The 16,578-nt window shown below is 54.3% G+C and carries 12 protein-coding genes; all 12 read left to right on the forward strand.

Annotated features, from left to right (window positions below; translation table 11 throughout):
- Positions 1 to 73: 73 nt before the first annotated feature.
- The 12 genes from rpoB to rplW all read left to right on the forward strand — a co-directional run bounded on the left by rpoB (position 74) and on the right by rplW (position 16,570).
- The gene (rpoB, locus tag LGH74_RS03655; RefSeq protein ID WP_431357437.1) at positions 74 to 3,964 is read left to right on the forward strand and encodes a DNA-directed RNA polymerase subunit beta; all 3,891 of its coding nucleotides are present in this window, start codon (positions 74 to 76) and stop codon (positions 3,962 to 3,964) included.
- A 339-nt stretch (positions 3,965 to 4,303) separates the two neighbouring features.
- On the forward strand, positions 4,304 to 8,653 hold the full coding sequence (rpoC, locus tag LGH74_RS03660) for a DNA-directed RNA polymerase subunit beta' (RefSeq protein WP_226172090.1): 4,350 nt from the start codon (positions 4,304 to 4,306) through the stop codon (positions 8,651 to 8,653).
- Between the two features lie 100 nt (positions 8,654 to 8,753).
- The gene (locus tag LGH74_RS03665; RefSeq protein ID WP_226172093.1) at positions 8,754 to 9,167 is read left to right on the forward strand and encodes a hypothetical protein; all 414 of its coding nucleotides are present in this window, start codon (positions 8,754 to 8,756) and stop codon (positions 9,165 to 9,167) included.
- Between the two features lie 11 nt (positions 9,168 to 9,178).
- On the forward strand, positions 9,179 to 9,511 hold the full coding sequence (locus LGH74_RS03670) for a DUF3467 domain-containing protein (protein WP_226172096.1): 333 nt from the start codon (positions 9,179 to 9,181) through the stop codon (positions 9,509 to 9,511).
- Positions 9,512 to 9,747: 236 nt separating this feature from the next.
- Complete coding sequence (rpsL, locus tag LGH74_RS03675; RefSeq protein WP_135496054.1) at positions 9,748 to 10,176, forward strand: 30S ribosomal protein S12; 429 nt, start codon at positions 9,748 to 9,750, stop codon at positions 10,174 to 10,176.
- An 86-nt stretch (positions 10,177 to 10,262) separates the two neighbouring features.
- Positions 10,263 to 10,730 carry a 30S ribosomal protein S7 gene (gene rpsG, locus LGH74_RS03680; RefSeq protein ID WP_100337277.1) on the forward strand — a complete coding sequence of 156 codons (468 nt, stop codon included), beginning with the start codon at positions 10,263 to 10,265 and terminating at the stop codon, positions 10,728 to 10,730.
- 111 nt (positions 10,731 to 10,841) lie between these two features.
- On the forward strand, positions 10,842 to 12,986 hold the full coding sequence (gene fusA, locus LGH74_RS03685) for an elongation factor G (RefSeq protein WP_226172115.1): 2,145 nt from the start codon (positions 10,842 to 10,844) through the stop codon (positions 12,984 to 12,986).
- Positions 12,987 to 13,007: 21 nt separating this feature from the next.
- Positions 13,008 to 13,313, forward strand: a complete 306-nt coding sequence (gene rpsJ, locus LGH74_RS03690; RefSeq protein ID WP_022822123.1) for a 30S ribosomal protein S10 — start codon at positions 13,008 to 13,010, stop codon at positions 13,311 to 13,313.
- 147 nt (positions 13,314 to 13,460) lie between these two features.
- Positions 13,461 to 14,735: an O-antigen ligase family protein gene (locus tag LGH74_RS03695; protein ID WP_226172118.1), complete on the forward strand. Its 1,275-nt coding sequence runs from the start codon at positions 13,461 to 13,463 to the stop codon at positions 14,733 to 14,735.
- Positions 14,736 to 15,017: 282 nt separating this feature from the next.
- Complete coding sequence (gene rplC, locus LGH74_RS03700; RefSeq protein ID WP_135464443.1) at positions 15,018 to 15,638, forward strand: 50S ribosomal protein L3; 621 nt, start codon at positions 15,018 to 15,020, stop codon at positions 15,636 to 15,638.
- 6 nt (positions 15,639 to 15,644) lie between these two features.
- Positions 15,645 to 16,283, forward strand: coding sequence for a 50S ribosomal protein L4 (rplD, locus tag LGH74_RS03705; protein ID WP_226172121.1), 639 nt, complete (start codon positions 15,645 to 15,647; stop codon positions 16,281 to 16,283).
- Positions 16,283 to 16,570 carry a 50S ribosomal protein L23 gene (rplW, locus tag LGH74_RS03710; protein ID WP_226172124.1) on the forward strand — a complete coding sequence of 96 codons (288 nt, stop codon included), beginning with the start codon at positions 16,283 to 16,285 and terminating at the stop codon, positions 16,568 to 16,570. Before rplD ends, rplW begins: the two co-directional genes overlap by 1 nt.
- Positions 16,571 to 16,578: the final 8 nt, after the last annotated feature.

Genomic DNA, 16,578 nt, shown 5'->3' on the forward strand with positions numbered 1-16,578 from the left:
TAACGGACGAGGGCGCGGCAGCGTTTGCCGATAGTATAGTACGCTTCAGTGTCCATTTTTAACCTTCAACGCATTGGCTACACCGAAAGCACAGGCTTTGCAGAAAGCCGACGAGCGAATCAATTTCGCCAAGATTAAGAAAGTTATCGAGTATCCGGATTTCCTGGACGTGCAGGTTCGCTCGTTTATGGATTTCTTCCAGCTGGAGACGGCGGCCGAAAGCCGCACCGACGAGGGCCTGTTCAAGGTTTTCGCCGAGAACTTCCCCATCTCGGATTCGCGCGAGAACTTTGTACTGACGTTCATGGACTACCACGTCGATCCGCCGAAGTATTCGGTAGACGAGTGTATCGACCGTGGCCTGACGTATTCAGTTCCGCTGAAAGCTAAGTTGCGCCTGGTCTGCAATGACTCGGACAACGAGGATTTCGAAACGATTGAGCAGGAAGTGTTCTTGGGAAATATTCCCTACATGACCGAAAAAGGCTCGTTCGTGATTAACGGCGCCGAGCGGGTTATCGTTTCGCAGCTTCACCGTTCGCCCGGTGTGTTCTTTGCCCAGAGCAAGCACACCAACGGTACGAAGCTTTATTCGGCCCGTATCATTCCGTTCAAAGGTTCGTGGATTGAATTTGCCACGGACGTGAACAACGTGATGTACGCCTACATCGACCGGAAGAAGAAATTCCCGGTTACGACGCTGCTGCGCGCTATCGGCTACGGCACCGACAAAGACATTCTGGACCTGTTCGGTTTGTCGGAGGAAGTGAAGGCTGAGAAGAAGGCTTTGAAGAAAGCCGTCGGCCGGAAGCTGGCTGCCCGGGTGCTGCGCACTTGGACGGAAGACTTCGTGGACGAGGATACCGGTGAAGTGGTATCTATCGACCGCAACGAAGTGCTGTTGGAGCGCGACTCGACCATCGAGGAGGACGACATTGACACCATCCTGAACGCTGGAGCCAAGTCGGTTATTCTGCACCGTGAGAACGTGAACATTGCGGACTTCGCAATTATTTACAACACGTTGCAGAAAGACAACTCCAACTCGGAGAAGGAAGCCGTGGAGCAAATCTATCGTCAGCTCCGTAACACGGAAGCTCCCGACGAAGAAACTGCCCGCGACATCATCCAAAAGCTGTTTTTCTCGGATAAGCGCTACGACCTTGGTGACGTAGGCCGCTACCGTATCAATAAGAAGCTGGGCCTCGACAAGAATTGGGAAGCTCGGGTACTAACCAATGAGGACATCGTCCTGATCGTGAAGTACCTGATTGGCCTGATCAACTCGAAGGCAGTAGTCGACGACATTGACCACTTGTCAAACCGTCGGGTACGTACCGTAGGGGAGCAGCTGTACGCCCAGTTCGGCGTCGGCCTGGCCCGGATGGCTCGTACCATCAAGGAGCGCATGAACGTGCGGGACAACGAAGACTTCAAGCCCGTTGATCTAATCAACGCTCGTACGCTGTCGTCGGTTATCAACTCGTTCTTCGGCACCAACCAGTTGTCGCAGTTCATGGACCAGACCAACCCGCTGGCGGAGGTGACGCACAAGCGTCGCGTATCCGCACTGGGGCCGGGAGGTCTGTCGCGCGAACGGGCTGGTTTCGAAGTACGTGACGTTCACTACACGCACTACGGCCGCCTGTGCACCATCGAAACGCCGGAAGGACCAAACATTGGTCTGATTTCGTCGCTGTGCGTGCACGCCCGGGTGAACTCGATGGGCTTCATCGAAACGCCCTACCGCACGGTAGAGAGCGGCAAGGTGGATACCAGCTCGAACGTGAAATACCTAACGGCTGAAGAAGAAGATACCCACCACATTGCCCAGGCTAACGCCCGGATCGATGAGAACGGTAACTTCATCAACGACCTAGTAAAAGGCCGTTTCGAAGGTGACTTCCCCGTGGTTGAGCCCGGTGAGTACAGCTACATGGACGTAGCGCCGAACCAGATTGTATCGGTGGCTGCTTCGCTGATTCCGTTCCTGGAGCACGATGACGCCAACCGGGCCCTGATGGGTTCGAACATGCAACGCCAGGCTGTACCGCTGCTCCGCCCGCAGGCTCCCATTGTGGGTACGGGTCTGGAAGGCCGTACTGCTATTGACTCCCGTGCCCTCGTGGTGGCGGAAGGCGACGGTGTTATCGACTACGTGGATGCCAACAAGATTGTAGTGAAATACGATCTGACGTCGGACGACATTCTGGTGAGCTTCGACGCGGAGAAGATTTCGTACGATCTGATCAAGTTCCGTCGCACCAACCAGGATACTTGCATCAACCTGACCCCAATCGTGAAGCGCGGTCAGCGCGTGACAAAGGGTCAGCCACTGTGCGAAGGCTACGGCACCAACAATGGTGAGCTGGCTCTGGGTCGTAACATGCAGGTGGCCTTCATGCCCTGGCAGGGTTACAACTTCGAGGATGCCATCGTTATTTCGGAGCGGGTAGTACGGGACGACATCTTCACTTCGATTCACATCGAAGAGTTCGAACTCGAAGTGCGGGAAACCAAGCGCGGCGAGGAAGAGCTAACGTCGGAAATTCCGAACGTAAGCGAAGAAGCCGTTCGCAACCTCGATGACAACGGTATCATCCGTCTGGGTGCTGAGGTGAAGGAAGGCGACATTTTGATCGGTAAGATTACGCCGAAAGGCGAAACCGACCCGACCCCAGAAGAGAAGCTGCTCCGCGCCATCTTTGGTGACAAAGCCGGCGATGTGAAAGACGCTTCCCTTAAGGCGCCGCCATCCCTGCAGGGTGTGGTTATCGGTACCAAGCTGTTCTCTCGTCCGAAGAAAGACAAAAACCTGCGGGCCAAGTCGAAGAAGGAAGTGGAAGAACTCAAGGATGCCTATGCCAAGGAGCTCCGCGGTGTGAAAGCCGTAATGATCGACAAGCTAGTGCAGTTGCTGGAAGGCAAGACGTCGCAAGGCGTACGGCACAAGTTTGGCGACGAAATCCTGACCAAGGGCGTAAAATTCGGGAAGAAGAACATTGCTGATGCGCTGTTCCCCGAGAAGAACCCTTATAAGGACGAGAGTAACTACGCTGTTCCGGAGGAGGTCAACATGTTCAAGGATCTGATCCTAGAAGGCTGGACCGCCGACGAGAAAGTGAATGGCATGGTGCTGCAGATGGTGAAGAACTACGCCAAGAAGCGCAACACTATCACCGCTCGTTTCAAGCGCGACCGGTTCACGCTGGAAGTTGGTGATGAATTGCCAGCCGGTATCGTGCAGCTCGCTAAAGTATACATCGCCAAAAAGCGCAAGCTGAAGGTGGGTGATAAAATGGCAGGTCGTCACGGTAACAAAGGGGTAGTAGCCCGCATCGTGCGCGATGAGGACATGCCTTTCTTGGCCGATGGTACGCCAATGGACATCGTGCTGAACCCGCTGGGTGTACCAAGCCGGATGAACATCGGGCAGATTTACGAAACCGTACTGGGCTGGGCCGGCCTCAAGCTGGGCCGCACCTACGCTACGCCAATTTTTGACGGTGCTACCGAAGAGGAAGTGTCGAAGGAACTGACGGAAGCTGGGTTGCCAACGTTCGGTCGTTCGTACCTGCACGATGGTCTGACTGGTCAGCAGTTTGACCAGCCCGTAACCGTAGGCGTTATCTACATGTTGAAGCTGGGTCACCTTGTCGACGACAAGATGCACGCCCGCTCCATCGGGCCGTACTCGCTCATCACGCAGCAGCCGCTGGGTGGTAAGGCGCAGTTCGGTGGTCAGCGCTTCGGTGAAATGGAAGTGTGGGCCCTGGAAGCCTTCGGCGCTTCGAACGTGCTGCAGGAAATTCTGACGGTGAAGTCGGATGACGTGGTGGGTCGTGCGAAGGCCTACGAAGCCATTGTGAAAGGCGACGTACTGCCCAAGCCGAATATCCCCGAGTCGTTCAACGTACTCATTCATGAGTTGCGTGGTCTGGCCCTGGAAATCACGCTTGACTAAGGTTTGAACATAGTGGCTGCTGATACTTCGGTATTGGCAGCCACTTTTCAAGTCTTTCCCAATACATGCGGATCGGGCAACCGATGCTTACTGCCGCCGGCGTCGTTCCGAGATAAGGTCAGAACGAGACTACCTCCCGGCTTAAGTTGACCGCAGCCGCCCGGACTTGCCCAAGTTCGAGCGTATTCACCCTGACCTAGCAAAATCTACTGCGCGGCGTACCTATCCGAACCGCAGAGCACTTTTCGCAGAGTCGAACTGTTATGTTCTTTCCGACCAGTCTTAAGACCGGCGTATCTAACTAACAGCATAAAAAGCCAACAGCTAACAGCTTTCTACATGGCGTTTGCAAAAAACAAAAAACTGGTACAGGACTTCTCGAAAGTCACCATTTCGCTGGCCTCGCCCGAATCCATTTTGGAGCGGTCGAACGGTGAAGTTGTGAAGCCGGAGACCATCAACTACCGGACGTACAAGCCCGAAATGGGCGGCCTGTTCTGCGAGCGGATTTTCGGTCCGGTGAAGGACTGGGAATGCCACTGCGGCAAGTACAAGCGGATTCGTTACAAAGGCATCATCTGCGACCGTTGCGGCGTGGAGGTGACCGAGAAGAAAGTACGCCGGGAGCGGATGGGCCACATCGAACTGGTGGTGCCCGTAGCGCACATCTGGTACTTTAAGTCCCTGCCCAATAAAATAGGCTACCTGCTGGGCTTGCCCACCAAGAAGCTCGACCAGATTATCTATTACGAGCGGTACGTAGTGGTGCAGCCTGGTGTATTGGCCGAAGAAGGCGTACAGCAGCTGGACTTCCTGACCGAAGACGAATACCTCGACATCATCGACAAGCTCCCCCGGGAGAACCAGATGTTGCCCAACGAGGACCCCAACAAATTCATTGCTCGCATGGGAGCTGATGCGCTGCAACTCCTGCTGGAGCGTACCAACCTCGACGAGCTGTCTTATAGCCTCCGTGACTCGGCTGCGCACGAAACGTCGCAGCAGCGTAAAGCGGAAGCATTGAAGCGTCTGCGCGTAGTGGAAGCTTTCCGTGACGCCGCTACCCGCGTGGAAAACAAGCCCGAGTGGATGGTAATCCGCATGGTGCCCGTTATTCCCCCGGAGCTGCGCCCCCTCGTTCCGCTCGACGGTGGCCGTTTCGCCACTTCCGACCTGAACGACCTGTACCGTCGCGTTATCATCCGTAACAACCGCCTCAAGCGCCTGATCGAAATCAAGGCTCCCGAGGTGATTCTGCGGAACGAGAAGCGCATGCTGCAGGAAGCCGTTGACTCGCTCTTCGACAACTCGCGTAAGGTGAATGCCGTGCGCGCCGAAGGCAACCGCGCCCTGAAGTCGCTGTCCGATATGCTGAAAGGCAAGCAGGGCCGCTTCCGTCAAAACCTGCTCGGTAAGCGTGTTGACTACTCCGGCCGTTCGGTTATCGTCGTGGGTCCTGAGCTGAAACTGCACGAGTGCGGTCTGCCTAAGAACATGGCGGCCGAGCTGTTCAAGCCCTTCATCATCCGTAAGCTCATTGAGCGCGGTATCGTGAAGACGGTGAAGTCGGCCAAGAAAATCGTGGACCGCAAGGATGCCGTAGTTTGGGACATCCTGGAGAACGTGCTGAAAGGCCACCCAGTGCTCCTGAACCGAGCTCCAACCCTTCACCGCTTGGGTATCCAGGCTTTCCAGCCCCGTCTGATCGAGGGTAAGGCTATTCAGCTGCACCCACTGGTTTGTACGGCCTTCAACGCTGACTTTGACGGTGACCAAATGGCTGTGCACGTTCCCCTCGGGCCGGCCGCTATTCTGGAAGCCTCCATGCTCATGCTGGCCTCGCACAACATCCTGAACCCAGCCAACGGCGCACCGATTGCGGTACCGTCGCAGGACATGGTTCTGGGCCTGTACTACGTGACCAAAGGCAAGCGCACGACGCCCGAAGAGAAAATCGACGGCGAAGGCATGACGTTCTACTCGGATGAGGAAGTCGTTATTGCCCTCAACGAAGGCATTCTGTCGAAGCACGCCTACATCAAGGTGCGTACGATGGTCCGCGACGAAAACGACGACTTGGTTCCCAAGATCATCGAGACCGTAGCTGGCCGCGTGCTGTTCAACCAGATGGTACCAACGGAAGTGGGCTTCGTGGATGAACTGCTAACCAAGAAGAAGCTGCAGCAGATCATTTCGATGGTGTTCAAGCGGACCGGTATGGCCCGTACCGCGCAGTTCCTCGACGACATCAAGACGCTGGGCTTCCAGTCGGCTTACAAAGGTGGTCTGTCGATGGGTCTGGGCGACATCCAGATTCCGAAGGAGAAGGATGCCCTGGTGCTGCAGGCGCAGAACGACGTGAAGGCCGTTACTCAGAACTACCAGATGGGTCTGATTACCGACAACGAGCGTTACAACCAGGTTATCGACATCTGGACCCGCATCAACAACCAAATCACTGAAACCCTCATGGGTCGCCTCGAAAAGGAGAACCAGGGCTTCAACTCGATTTACATGATGATGCACTCCGGTGCTCGTGGCTCGCGTGAGCAGATTCGTCAGCTCGGCGGTATGCGGGGTCTGATGGCCAAGCCGCAGAAGTCGCTGCAGGGCTCGGTAGGCGAGATTATCGAAAACCCGATTCTGTCTAACTTCAAAGAAGGCCTGGACGTTATCGAGTACTTCATTTCGACCCACGGTGCCCGTAAGGGTCTGGCCGATACAGCTCTGAAAACGGCTGACGCCGGCTACCTGACCCGTCGTCTGGTAGACGTTTCGCAGGACGTAATCGTGAACGAAGTCGACTGCGGTACGCTACGTGGCATCGAGACCTTCGCCCTGAAGGATAACGAGGACGTAGTAGAGCCCTTGGCTGAGCGTATCCTGGGCCGCGTGGCGGTGCACGATATCGTAGACCCGCTGACGGATGAAATCATCCTGACCGCCGGTGACGAAATCACCGAAGAGGTAACGCGTCGTATCGACAACACCAGCATCGAATCGGTGGAAATCCGCTCAGTACTGACCTGCGAATCGAAGCGTGGTATCTGCGGTAAGTGCTACGGCCGTAACCTGTCGTCGGGCCGCATGGTCCAGAAAGGTGAAGCTGTAGGTGTAATTGCAGCCCAGTCGATTGGTGAGCCTGGTACTCAGCTGACGCTGCGTACGTTCCACGTAGGTGGTACGGCTTCCAACATTGCTGTTGAAGCCAGTCTGCGCGCCAAGTTTGCCGGTGTTGTTGAGTTCGAAGACATTCGTACCGTCGATTCTCTGAATGCCGAAGGCGAGAAGGTAAAAGTGGTAATGGGTCGTTCGGGCGAGGTGCGCATCGTGGAGAAGGGCACCGGCAAGGTGTTCATCTCGAACCACGTTCCCTACGGCTCTTTCCTGCTCGTCGAAGAAGGTCAGGAAGTAGAGAAAGGTCAGGAGCTCAACAACTGGGACCCTTACAACGCCGTTATTTTGGCCGAGTTTGATGGTACCGTGCAGTACGACGCTATTACGGAAGGTGTCACCTACCGCGAGGAGTCGGATGAGCAGACCGGTCACCGGGAGAAGGTTATTATCGAATCGCGCGACAAGGCTCAGAACCCCTCCATCATTGTGAAGGCTGGGAAGAAAGATGCCGAGGAAGGCTCGAAGGGCTATAGCATCCCGGTAGGCTCGCACATTAGCGTCGAAAACGGCGAGAAAATCAAGGCTGGTCACATTCTGGCTAAGATTCCCCGGGCCGTGGGCAAAACCCGCGACATTACCGGTGGTCTGCCCCGCGTTACCGAGCTTTTCGAAGCCCGTAACCCTTCGAACCCGGCCGTTGTGTCGGAAATCGACGGCGTAGTAACCTACGGTACTGTGAAGCGTGGTAACCGTGAAATCTTCGTCGAGTCGAAAGACGGCGTGAAGAAGAAGTACATGGTGCCGCTGTCGAAGCACATTCTGGTGCAGGATAATGACTTTATCCGCGCCGGTATGCCGCTCTCCGATGGTGCCATTACGCCTTCCGATATTCTGAGCATTCAGGGCCCGGGTGCCGTTCAGGAGTACCTCGTGAACGAAATCCAGGAAGTATACCGCTTGCAGGGTGTGAAAATCAACGATAAGCACATCGAGGTGGTAGTTCGCCAGATGATGCAGAAAGTGGTTATCCTCGATGCCGGCGACACGACTTTCTTGGAGCACCAGGTTATCGACAAAATCGTGTTCATGGAAGAAAACGATACCATCATCGATATGAAGGTGGTAACGAATGCCGGCGACTCGTCGAACATGAAGCCTGGCCAGATTGTGAGTGCCCGTCGCCTGCGCGACGAGAACTCCAGCCTGCGTCGTCGGGACTTGCAACTGGTGGAAGTACGGGATGCCCAGCCTTCCGTATCGCGCCCCACGCTGCAGGGTATCACCCAGGCTTCGCTGGGTACTCAGTCGTTCATCTCGGCCGCTTCCTTCCAGGAAACGACCAAGGTGCTGTCGGAAGCCGCCATCCGTGGCAAGGCCGACGAACTGCTGGGCCTGAAGGAGAACGTAATTGTAGGTCACCTCATCCCGGCCGGTACCGGTCTGCGCGAGTACACTCGTCAGATTGTCGGTTCAAAAGATGAGCCCGAAGTTACGGCTCCCGCTAAGTCTGATGCTCCCGAGCCCAAGACGCGTGCCTCACGCGCCCCCAAGCGCGAAGTATCGGCTGAGTAAGCTGAGTTAAGAAGTAAGGAGAAGCCGGCCGGAGTAATCTGGCCGGCTTTTTCTGTTTATTTGCCTCAACGCTAATTCGCCCTCACTTCACCCAATACCTATGGCAGCAGTTTCTCAGGTTCCTTTGCTTGACACCAGCGCCTCCAGATTTCAGGTTGGCCAAGTCTGGGAATATCGTACCAGACCAACCGAAACAGACTCTTTGTTGACGGTGGTTAAAGTAGAATTACAGCATGGCACTGCCGTAGTAGTACATGTGCACGTAGACGGGCTGATGCTAAAACCAACCGACCTTACTGCAACACCTGGAACCACCGCATCCCACCTGCCATTTTCTGAAGAAGCATTGAATGCTAGCGTAACCCATGTGGTTCGCCACGACAAGGTGCTGCCAGAATTTGGAGAAGGTTATGCGCTATGGCGGGAAGCTTTCCTAGCCGGCGAGGCAGGAACATTTAGCGCAACAGTAGCTGAAGTACTGGACTTCATCGAATCTACATTCAGCAATCAGTAATTAAGTAACTCATGAACGAGCCCCAAGAAACTCCCGGCCCTCAGGACCCCAACGCAATTAATATTGAACTGTCGGAAGCCATAGCCGAAGGCGAGTACGCCAACTTAGCTATGATTGCGCACAGCAGCAGCGAGTTCGTCATCGACTTCATTCGCCTGATGCCCGGTGTGCCGAAAGCCAAAGTCAAAGCCCGCATCATCGTAACACCCGAACACGCCAAGCGGCTGCTCTCGGCCCTGGCCGACAATGTGGAGCGGTTCGAGCAAACGTTCGGGCCCATCAAGCAGCAGCCCGATATGCCCAGCTACCCCATGGGTTTCGGTGGCACGATGGGGGAGGCGTAGGCTGCAACCCACACCCGAGCGAACCTAACCGGTATCAAAAAGCCTTATGGACTCATCCATAAGGCTTTTTTCTTAGAGCTGTAGCGTTGAAATAGACTGTCAGAAGGTGTCAGTCCACACTTCCGACTTTGTCTAAAACAAACTATTTCAACCTGTTTGCTATTTCCGACTAGCTTTTATACCTTTGCAAGCCTAATTTTTTGGGAGAGAACCCTCCTTGACAAACCATTCCGTAGATGCCTACCATTAACCAATTAGTACGAAAAGGCCGCGAGAAGCTGACGACGAAGTCGAAGTCGCCGGCTCTTGACTCGTGCCCGCAGCGCCGTGGCGTTTGCACCCGTGTGTACACCACCACGCCTAAGAAGCCGAACTCGGCCATGCGCAAAGTGGCCCGCGTGCGTCTCACCAACGGTAAGGAAGTTAACGCCTACATCCCGGGTGAAGGCCACAACCTGCAGGAGCACAGCATCGTGCTGATCCGTGGTGGCCGTGTGAAAGACCTTCCCGGTGTGCGTTACCACATCATCCGTGGTGCCCTCGACACCGCTGGTGTTGGTGGCCGTACCCAGCGTCGTTCGAAGTATGGCGCCAAGCGTCCGAAGCCAGGTCAGCCTGTTGCAACGGGCAAAGGCGGCAAACCAGCTCCCGGCAAGAAAAAGTAATTGAATACGAGTGAGGTAGCGCGTAGTGCCGGATAGCACATGGTTCTTATCCCACTTCCCGCTGCTTTACACTCATTTCTAAACTCATGAGAAAGTCAAAACCAAAGAAGCGCATCCTGCTTCCCGATCCGAAGTACAAGGAAACGCTGGTAACTCGTTTCGTCAACTACATGATGTATGACGGAAAGAAAAACCTTGCTTACACCATTTTCTATGATGCCTGCGAACTGGTTGAGCAGCGCACTAAGGAAAACGGCCTGGAAATGTGGCGCAAGGCGCTGAACAACGTAATGCCAACTGTCGAAGTAAAGAGCCGCCGCGTAGGTGGTGCTACCTTCCAGGTGCCAATCGAAGTTCGCCCCGACCGTCGTATTTCGGTAGGTGCAAAGTGGATGATTCAGTATGCTCGTCGTCGTGGTGAAAAAACCATGAAGGACAAGCTGGCTGGCGAAATCATTGCCGCTGCGAAAGGTGAAGGTGCTTCTGTTAAGAAGAAGGACGACACCCACCGCATGGCTGAAGCCAACAAGGCATTCTCGCACTTCCGCTTCTAACAATCGTTATTAGGCACTGGGGTCTTAAGGACTTGGATTTTTTTGACGGATTGTTCTGTTGAGTAGCCCAAGACCTTAAGACCCTAAGTATCTAAGACCCCAATAAAAGCAATGGCTGTTAATAAAGACCTGCAATACCTCCGGAATATCGGGATTATGGCGCACATCGACGCCGGTAAGACCACGACTTCGGAGCGCATTCTCTACTACACCGGTAAAACCCACAAAATCGGGGAAGTGCACGAAGGTGCTGCCACGATGGACTGGATGGAGCAGGAGCAGGAGCGTGGTATTACCATCACTTCGGCTGCTACTACCACCTTCTGGAACTACCCTACCGACGCGCAGGGCGACCCAACTCCAGACACCAAGCAGTACAAGATCAACCTCATTGATACTCCCGGCCACGTTGACTTCACGGTAGAAGTTGAACGCTCGTTGCGGGTACTTGATGGTGCCGTTGCTCTGTTCTGCGCCGTGTCGGGTGTTGAGCCCCAGTCGGAAACCGTATGGCGTCAGGCTGACAAGTACAAGGTGCCCCGCATCTGTTTCGTCAACAAGATGGACCGTGCCGGCGCTGACTTCTTCAAGGCAGTATCCGAAATCAAAGACAAGCTGGGTGCTAACCCCGTACCGCTGCAAATTCCAATCGGTGCCGAAGATACCTTTAAAGGTGTTGTCGACCTGCTGACCGGTAAGGCCATCGTATGGGATGATGCTACCCAGGGCAAATCGTACCACGAAATCCCGGTTCCCGAGGATCTGGTGGACACGGTAGCCGAGTGGCGTCAGAAGCTGGTAGAAAGTGTTGCCGAATACGACGACCGTCTGCTGGAGAAATTCTTCGATGATCCGGACTCCATTACCCGCGACGAAATGATGGTCGTTATCCGCCAGGCGGTTATCGACATGAAGTTCTCGCCCGTAATGTGCGGTTCAGCCTTCAAGAACAAAGGTGTGCAGTCTATGCTGGACGGTGTAATGGCTTACCTGCCTTCGCCGCTCGACATGCCACCCATCATCGGTACCAACCCCGAGACGGGCGAGGAAATCGAGCGTCACCCTGACAACAGCGAGCCTTTCACCGCCTTGGCGTTCAAGATTGCCACTGACCCCTTCGTTGGTCGTCTGTGCTTCTTCCGCTGCTACAGCGGCGTGCTGGACGCTGGCTCGTACGTGCACAACAACCGCACGAACAAGAAGGAGCGTATCTCGCGTCTGATGCAGATGCACTCTAACAAGCAGAACCCGATTGACAAGATCCAGGCGGGTGATATTGCTGCTGGTGTTGGCTTCAAAGACATCAAAACCGGTGATACGCTGACCGACGAAAAGTCGCGCATCGTGCTGGAATCGATGAGCTTCCCCGAGCCCGTAATCGGTTACGCCATCGAGCCTAAGACCCAGGCGGACATGGACAAAATGGGTATGGCTATTGCCAAACTCGTGGAAGAAGATCCTACCCTGGTGGTACAGACTGACCCCGAGACGGGCCAGACGGTACTGAAAGGTATGGGTGAGCTTCACCTTGAAATCATCATCGACCGTATGCGTCGTGAATTCAAGGTTGAAATTAACCAGGGCGCCCCAATGGTAGCCTACAAGGAGATTCTGACCAAGAAGGTGGAGCACCGCGAAACCTACAAGAAGCAAACCGGTGGTCGTGGTAAATTCGGTGATATCCAGTTCGAACTGGGCCCGAAAGAAACCGATCCGGAAAAACCAGGTCTGGAGTTCGTAAACGGCATCACCGGTGGTGTTATCCCGCGCGAATTCATTGCTCCGGTTCAGAAGGGCTTCGAAGAGGCTATGAAGAACGGTCCGCTGGCTGGCTTCCCAATCGAAGGCATGCGCGTGCGTCTGTTCTACGGTTCCTACCACGACGTTGACTCGGACGCCCTGTCGTTCGAACTCGCTGCCCGTGGTGGTTTCCGCGAAGCTGGTCGCTTGGCCGGCCCGAAACTGCTCGAGCCTATCATGGCCGTAGAAGTAGTTTCGCCCGACGAGTACACGGGTGCCGTAACTGGTGACCTGAACCGTCGTCGCGGTATCATGAAAGGTTTGGATACCAAAGGTGGTCTGAACGTGGTGAAAGCTGACGTTCCGCTGTCGGAGCTGTTCGGCTACGTAACTACGCTGCGTACGATTTCGTCAGGCCGTGCTTCGGCGTCGCTCACGTTCTCGCACTACGACCAGGTTCCACAAAACCTTGCCGAAGGCATCATCGCCAAGCAAAAGGGTAACTCCATTCGCTAATCCGCTTTCACTCAACATCACATGAACCAGAAAATTCGCATTAAACTCAAATCCTACGACCACAACTTGGTGGACAAATCGTCGGAGAAGATTGTGAAGGCGGTGAAGGCTACGGGCGCTATCGTAAGCGGTCCGATTCCCTTGCCGACCGACAAAGAAAAATTCACCGTGCTTCGTTCGCCCCACGTGAACAAGAAGTCGCGTGAGCAATTCCAGCTTTGTACCTACAAGCGCCTCGTGGACATCTACTCGACTTCGTCGAAGACGGTAGATGCTCTGATGAAGCTTGAACTGCCCAGCGGCGTTGACGTTGAAATCAAAGTCTGAGGACCGGTTTCACTGACTAATTAAGACAAACACCCCATTGGTTTTCGGACCGGTGGGGTGTTTTCTTATATATACCAGGCAACTTGCAACGGTATAGCCGTCTCATTTACCAAATCAGCTTCCCTAACATCCGCTTACTACTTCCTTATGAGGTCAATCCTAACGGTTCCACGCCTGCTTGTTGCTGCTGCAGTTTTCTGCTCATTCATCGTCGTGGGGCTGTTTGTTGCCAAATTCTTCCGAATTCTGCCCAGCATTGGTATCATCGGGCTGGTACTGACTGCTATTGGCTATGCGTTTTTGCACGGTAGGGGAGAGGAAGCTAGCAAGGATTGGCGGCCCTATGTGGCTTTAAGCTGCGTGTTTCTCATTCATGCGGCGGCAGGAATTCACACTGAGCAAGCCAACATGAGCGAGTATACCCGAGATGTAGTACTACAGTCTCCTTTTCTTTTGTTGCCACTGGCTTTCTGGCTGTTGCCTGGCTTGCCAACTCAGTACTTAAGAATTCTCTGGCAACTGTTCATCGGCTGCGTAGTGGTAGCAGCCTTGGTTGCTACCGGCAATTATCTGCTGCACCCGGCCGAAATCAACGAGATGTACCTGCATTCTAAGATTATGCCCACCGAGCCCGACCATATCCGGTTTAGCCTGATGGTAACGCTGGCTACGGCGGCTGCTTTGGTGCTGTTTGCCTTCGACAAGACGCTCGCCAAGACCAACCGCCAACTTCTGCTGTTTGCAGTTGTGCTACTAGCCCTGTTCCAGCATCTGCTTGCTGTTCGTAGTGGCCTAGTTACTTTCTATGCAATAGGTTTGATAATGATTGGCTGGCTAGTAGTTCGGGCCCGGCAGTTTCGGCAGGCAGCTATACTAGCGGCGGTACTACTTGTACTACCAGTGATAAGCTATGCGAGCTTTCCTACGTTTCGGAATAAGTTTGCCAACACACAGGATGACTTGAGCAAAGTAAGCAACACAGCTGCCGCCAATGACTATTCTCTGGTGGCCCGGGTGTATTCCTATAAGGTTGCAGCCAAGGTCGTCGAAGCGAATCCTTGGTTTGGGGTGAGTAAGGCCGATATGGAAACAGAGCTGGCTGTGCATTACCGACAGGACTATCCTAGTATCAGAGCCGAGTCCTACATCATGCCCCACAATCAGTTTATCTATCTGGCCGTGGCTTTTGGACTATTAGGCGTGCTGCTCTTCACCCTCTGCTTTTATTACCCTCTGCTTTGGACCTGGCCTCGGTTTGCGCCGTTGATTGTCATCCAATATGCTATAGTGTCCCTCTCTTTCTTGGTGGAATACACGTTGGAAACCCAGATAGGGCTGACCTATTCGTTGCTATTTATCCTTTTGGCATTGAATGGTACCAGCAACGGAGAGGAAAAGGCTGGCAGCTGGCGGCCAAGTTAGCCCACCAGACCCGCAGTATTGGACTTTTCAGGAATGCTACTGGGCACGGCTAAGTGGGTGGCGCCTGAAATAGCCTCTGCAGAATGAATCCCAATTGTTAGAGGCCAATAGGAAGCCCCTGAAACTGAGTGAATAGCCGGCTAGATAAGCCAACTGCGTGATTCTGAAAATATTTCGGAACGTGGTTGGGCTATGACGTAATATTTTCCTAGCTTTGCACTCCCATTACGAAAACGCTATTTGGGCGTTTTCTCATTGCGTCTTTTCATTAAATCTAACAGAATGCCTGGCATCATCGGTAAAAAAATCGGTATGACAAGCCTCTTCACTCCGGACGGGAAAAACATTCCCTGCACGCTCATCGAAGCGGGTCCGTGCGTAGTGACGCAGGTTAAGACAGTCGCTAACGACGGTTACACCGCCGTTCAGATCGGCTACGGCGAGAAAAAAGCGAAGAACACGACCAAAGCTTTGGCTGGTCACTTCGCTAAAGCCGGTACCACCCCCAAGAAAAAGCTGGTTGAATTCCGCCTCGACGCGGAATCGACGTACGCTGCAGGCGCCACCATCGACGCAAGCCTCTTCGAAGAAGGCGAGTTTGTTGACGTAGTTGGTACCTCAAAAGGTAAAGGTTTCCAGGGCGTAGTGAAGCGCTACAACTTTGCCGGTGTCGGCGGACAGACCCACGGTCAGCACAACCGTCTGCGTCACCCTGGTTCCATCGGTGCTTGCTCCTGGCCTTCGCGCGTATTCAAAGGAATGCGCATGGGTGGCCGCATGGGCAACGACCGGGTTAAAGTGCAGAACTTGAAAGTGATGCGCGTAGTAGCGGACAAGAACCTGATTCTGGTGAGCGGCTCTATTCCCGGTGCCAAGAACTCTTACGTGGTCCTGGAAAAATAACGCAAGATGGAACTGTCAGTATATAACATCAAAGGTGAGGACACCGGCCGCAAGGTTACCCTGTCCGACGCCATCTTCGGCCAGGTGCCGAACGAGCACGTGATGTACCTCGACGTGAAGCAGTACTTGGCCAACCAGCGCCAGGGCACGCACAAGTCGAAGCAGCGCAACGAGGTGCACGGCACCACGAAGAAGCTCAAGAAGCAAAAAGGTACGGGCGGTGCCCGTGCTGGTAGCATGAAGTCGCCAGTATTCATTGGTGGTGGCCGCGTATTCGGTCCCGAGCCTCGTGACTACGGCTTCAAGCTCAACAAAAAGACCAAGCGTCTGGCCCGTTTGTCCGCTCTGTCGGTACTGGCCCAGGATGGCAAGGTTGCTCTGGTAGAGAATATCTCGCTGAGCGCTCCTAAAACGAAAGATTTCCTCTCGATCCTGAACGGTCTGAAGCTCAACAACGGCAAGAAAACCTTGTTCGTTGCCGCTGAAGCCGACAAGAACGTGCTGCTCTCGGCCCGTAACATTCAGCGCGTGAAAGTTGCTACTCCGGTGGCTCTTAACACGCACGATTTGCTGAACACGGATACCCTGCTGCTGTCGGAAGACGGGTTGAAATCCTTGGAACAACTCTATACTACCGCTGAGTAATGAGCACGCTGAAGAAACCTATCGTGACCGAGAAGGCCACGGCCCTGAACGAAAAAGGCCAGTACTCTTTCCAAGTAGAGCGCACTGCCAACAAGGTTCAGATCAAAAAGGAAATCGAAGCTCTGTACGGGGTAACGGTAACGGGCATTAGCACGATCCGCACCAACGGCAAGCTGAAGTCGAAATTCACCAAGGGTGGCTCCGTTTCGGGCCGTCGCCCCCACGGGAAAAAGGCTATTGTAACCGTGAAGGAAGGCGACGTAATCGACTTCTATAACGGTATCTAAGGTTCGGG

The organism is Hymenobacter lucidus (assembly GCF_020447265.1).
Classification (GTDB): Bacteria; Bacteroidota; Bacteroidia; order Cytophagales; family Hymenobacteraceae; genus Hymenobacter; species Hymenobacter lucidus.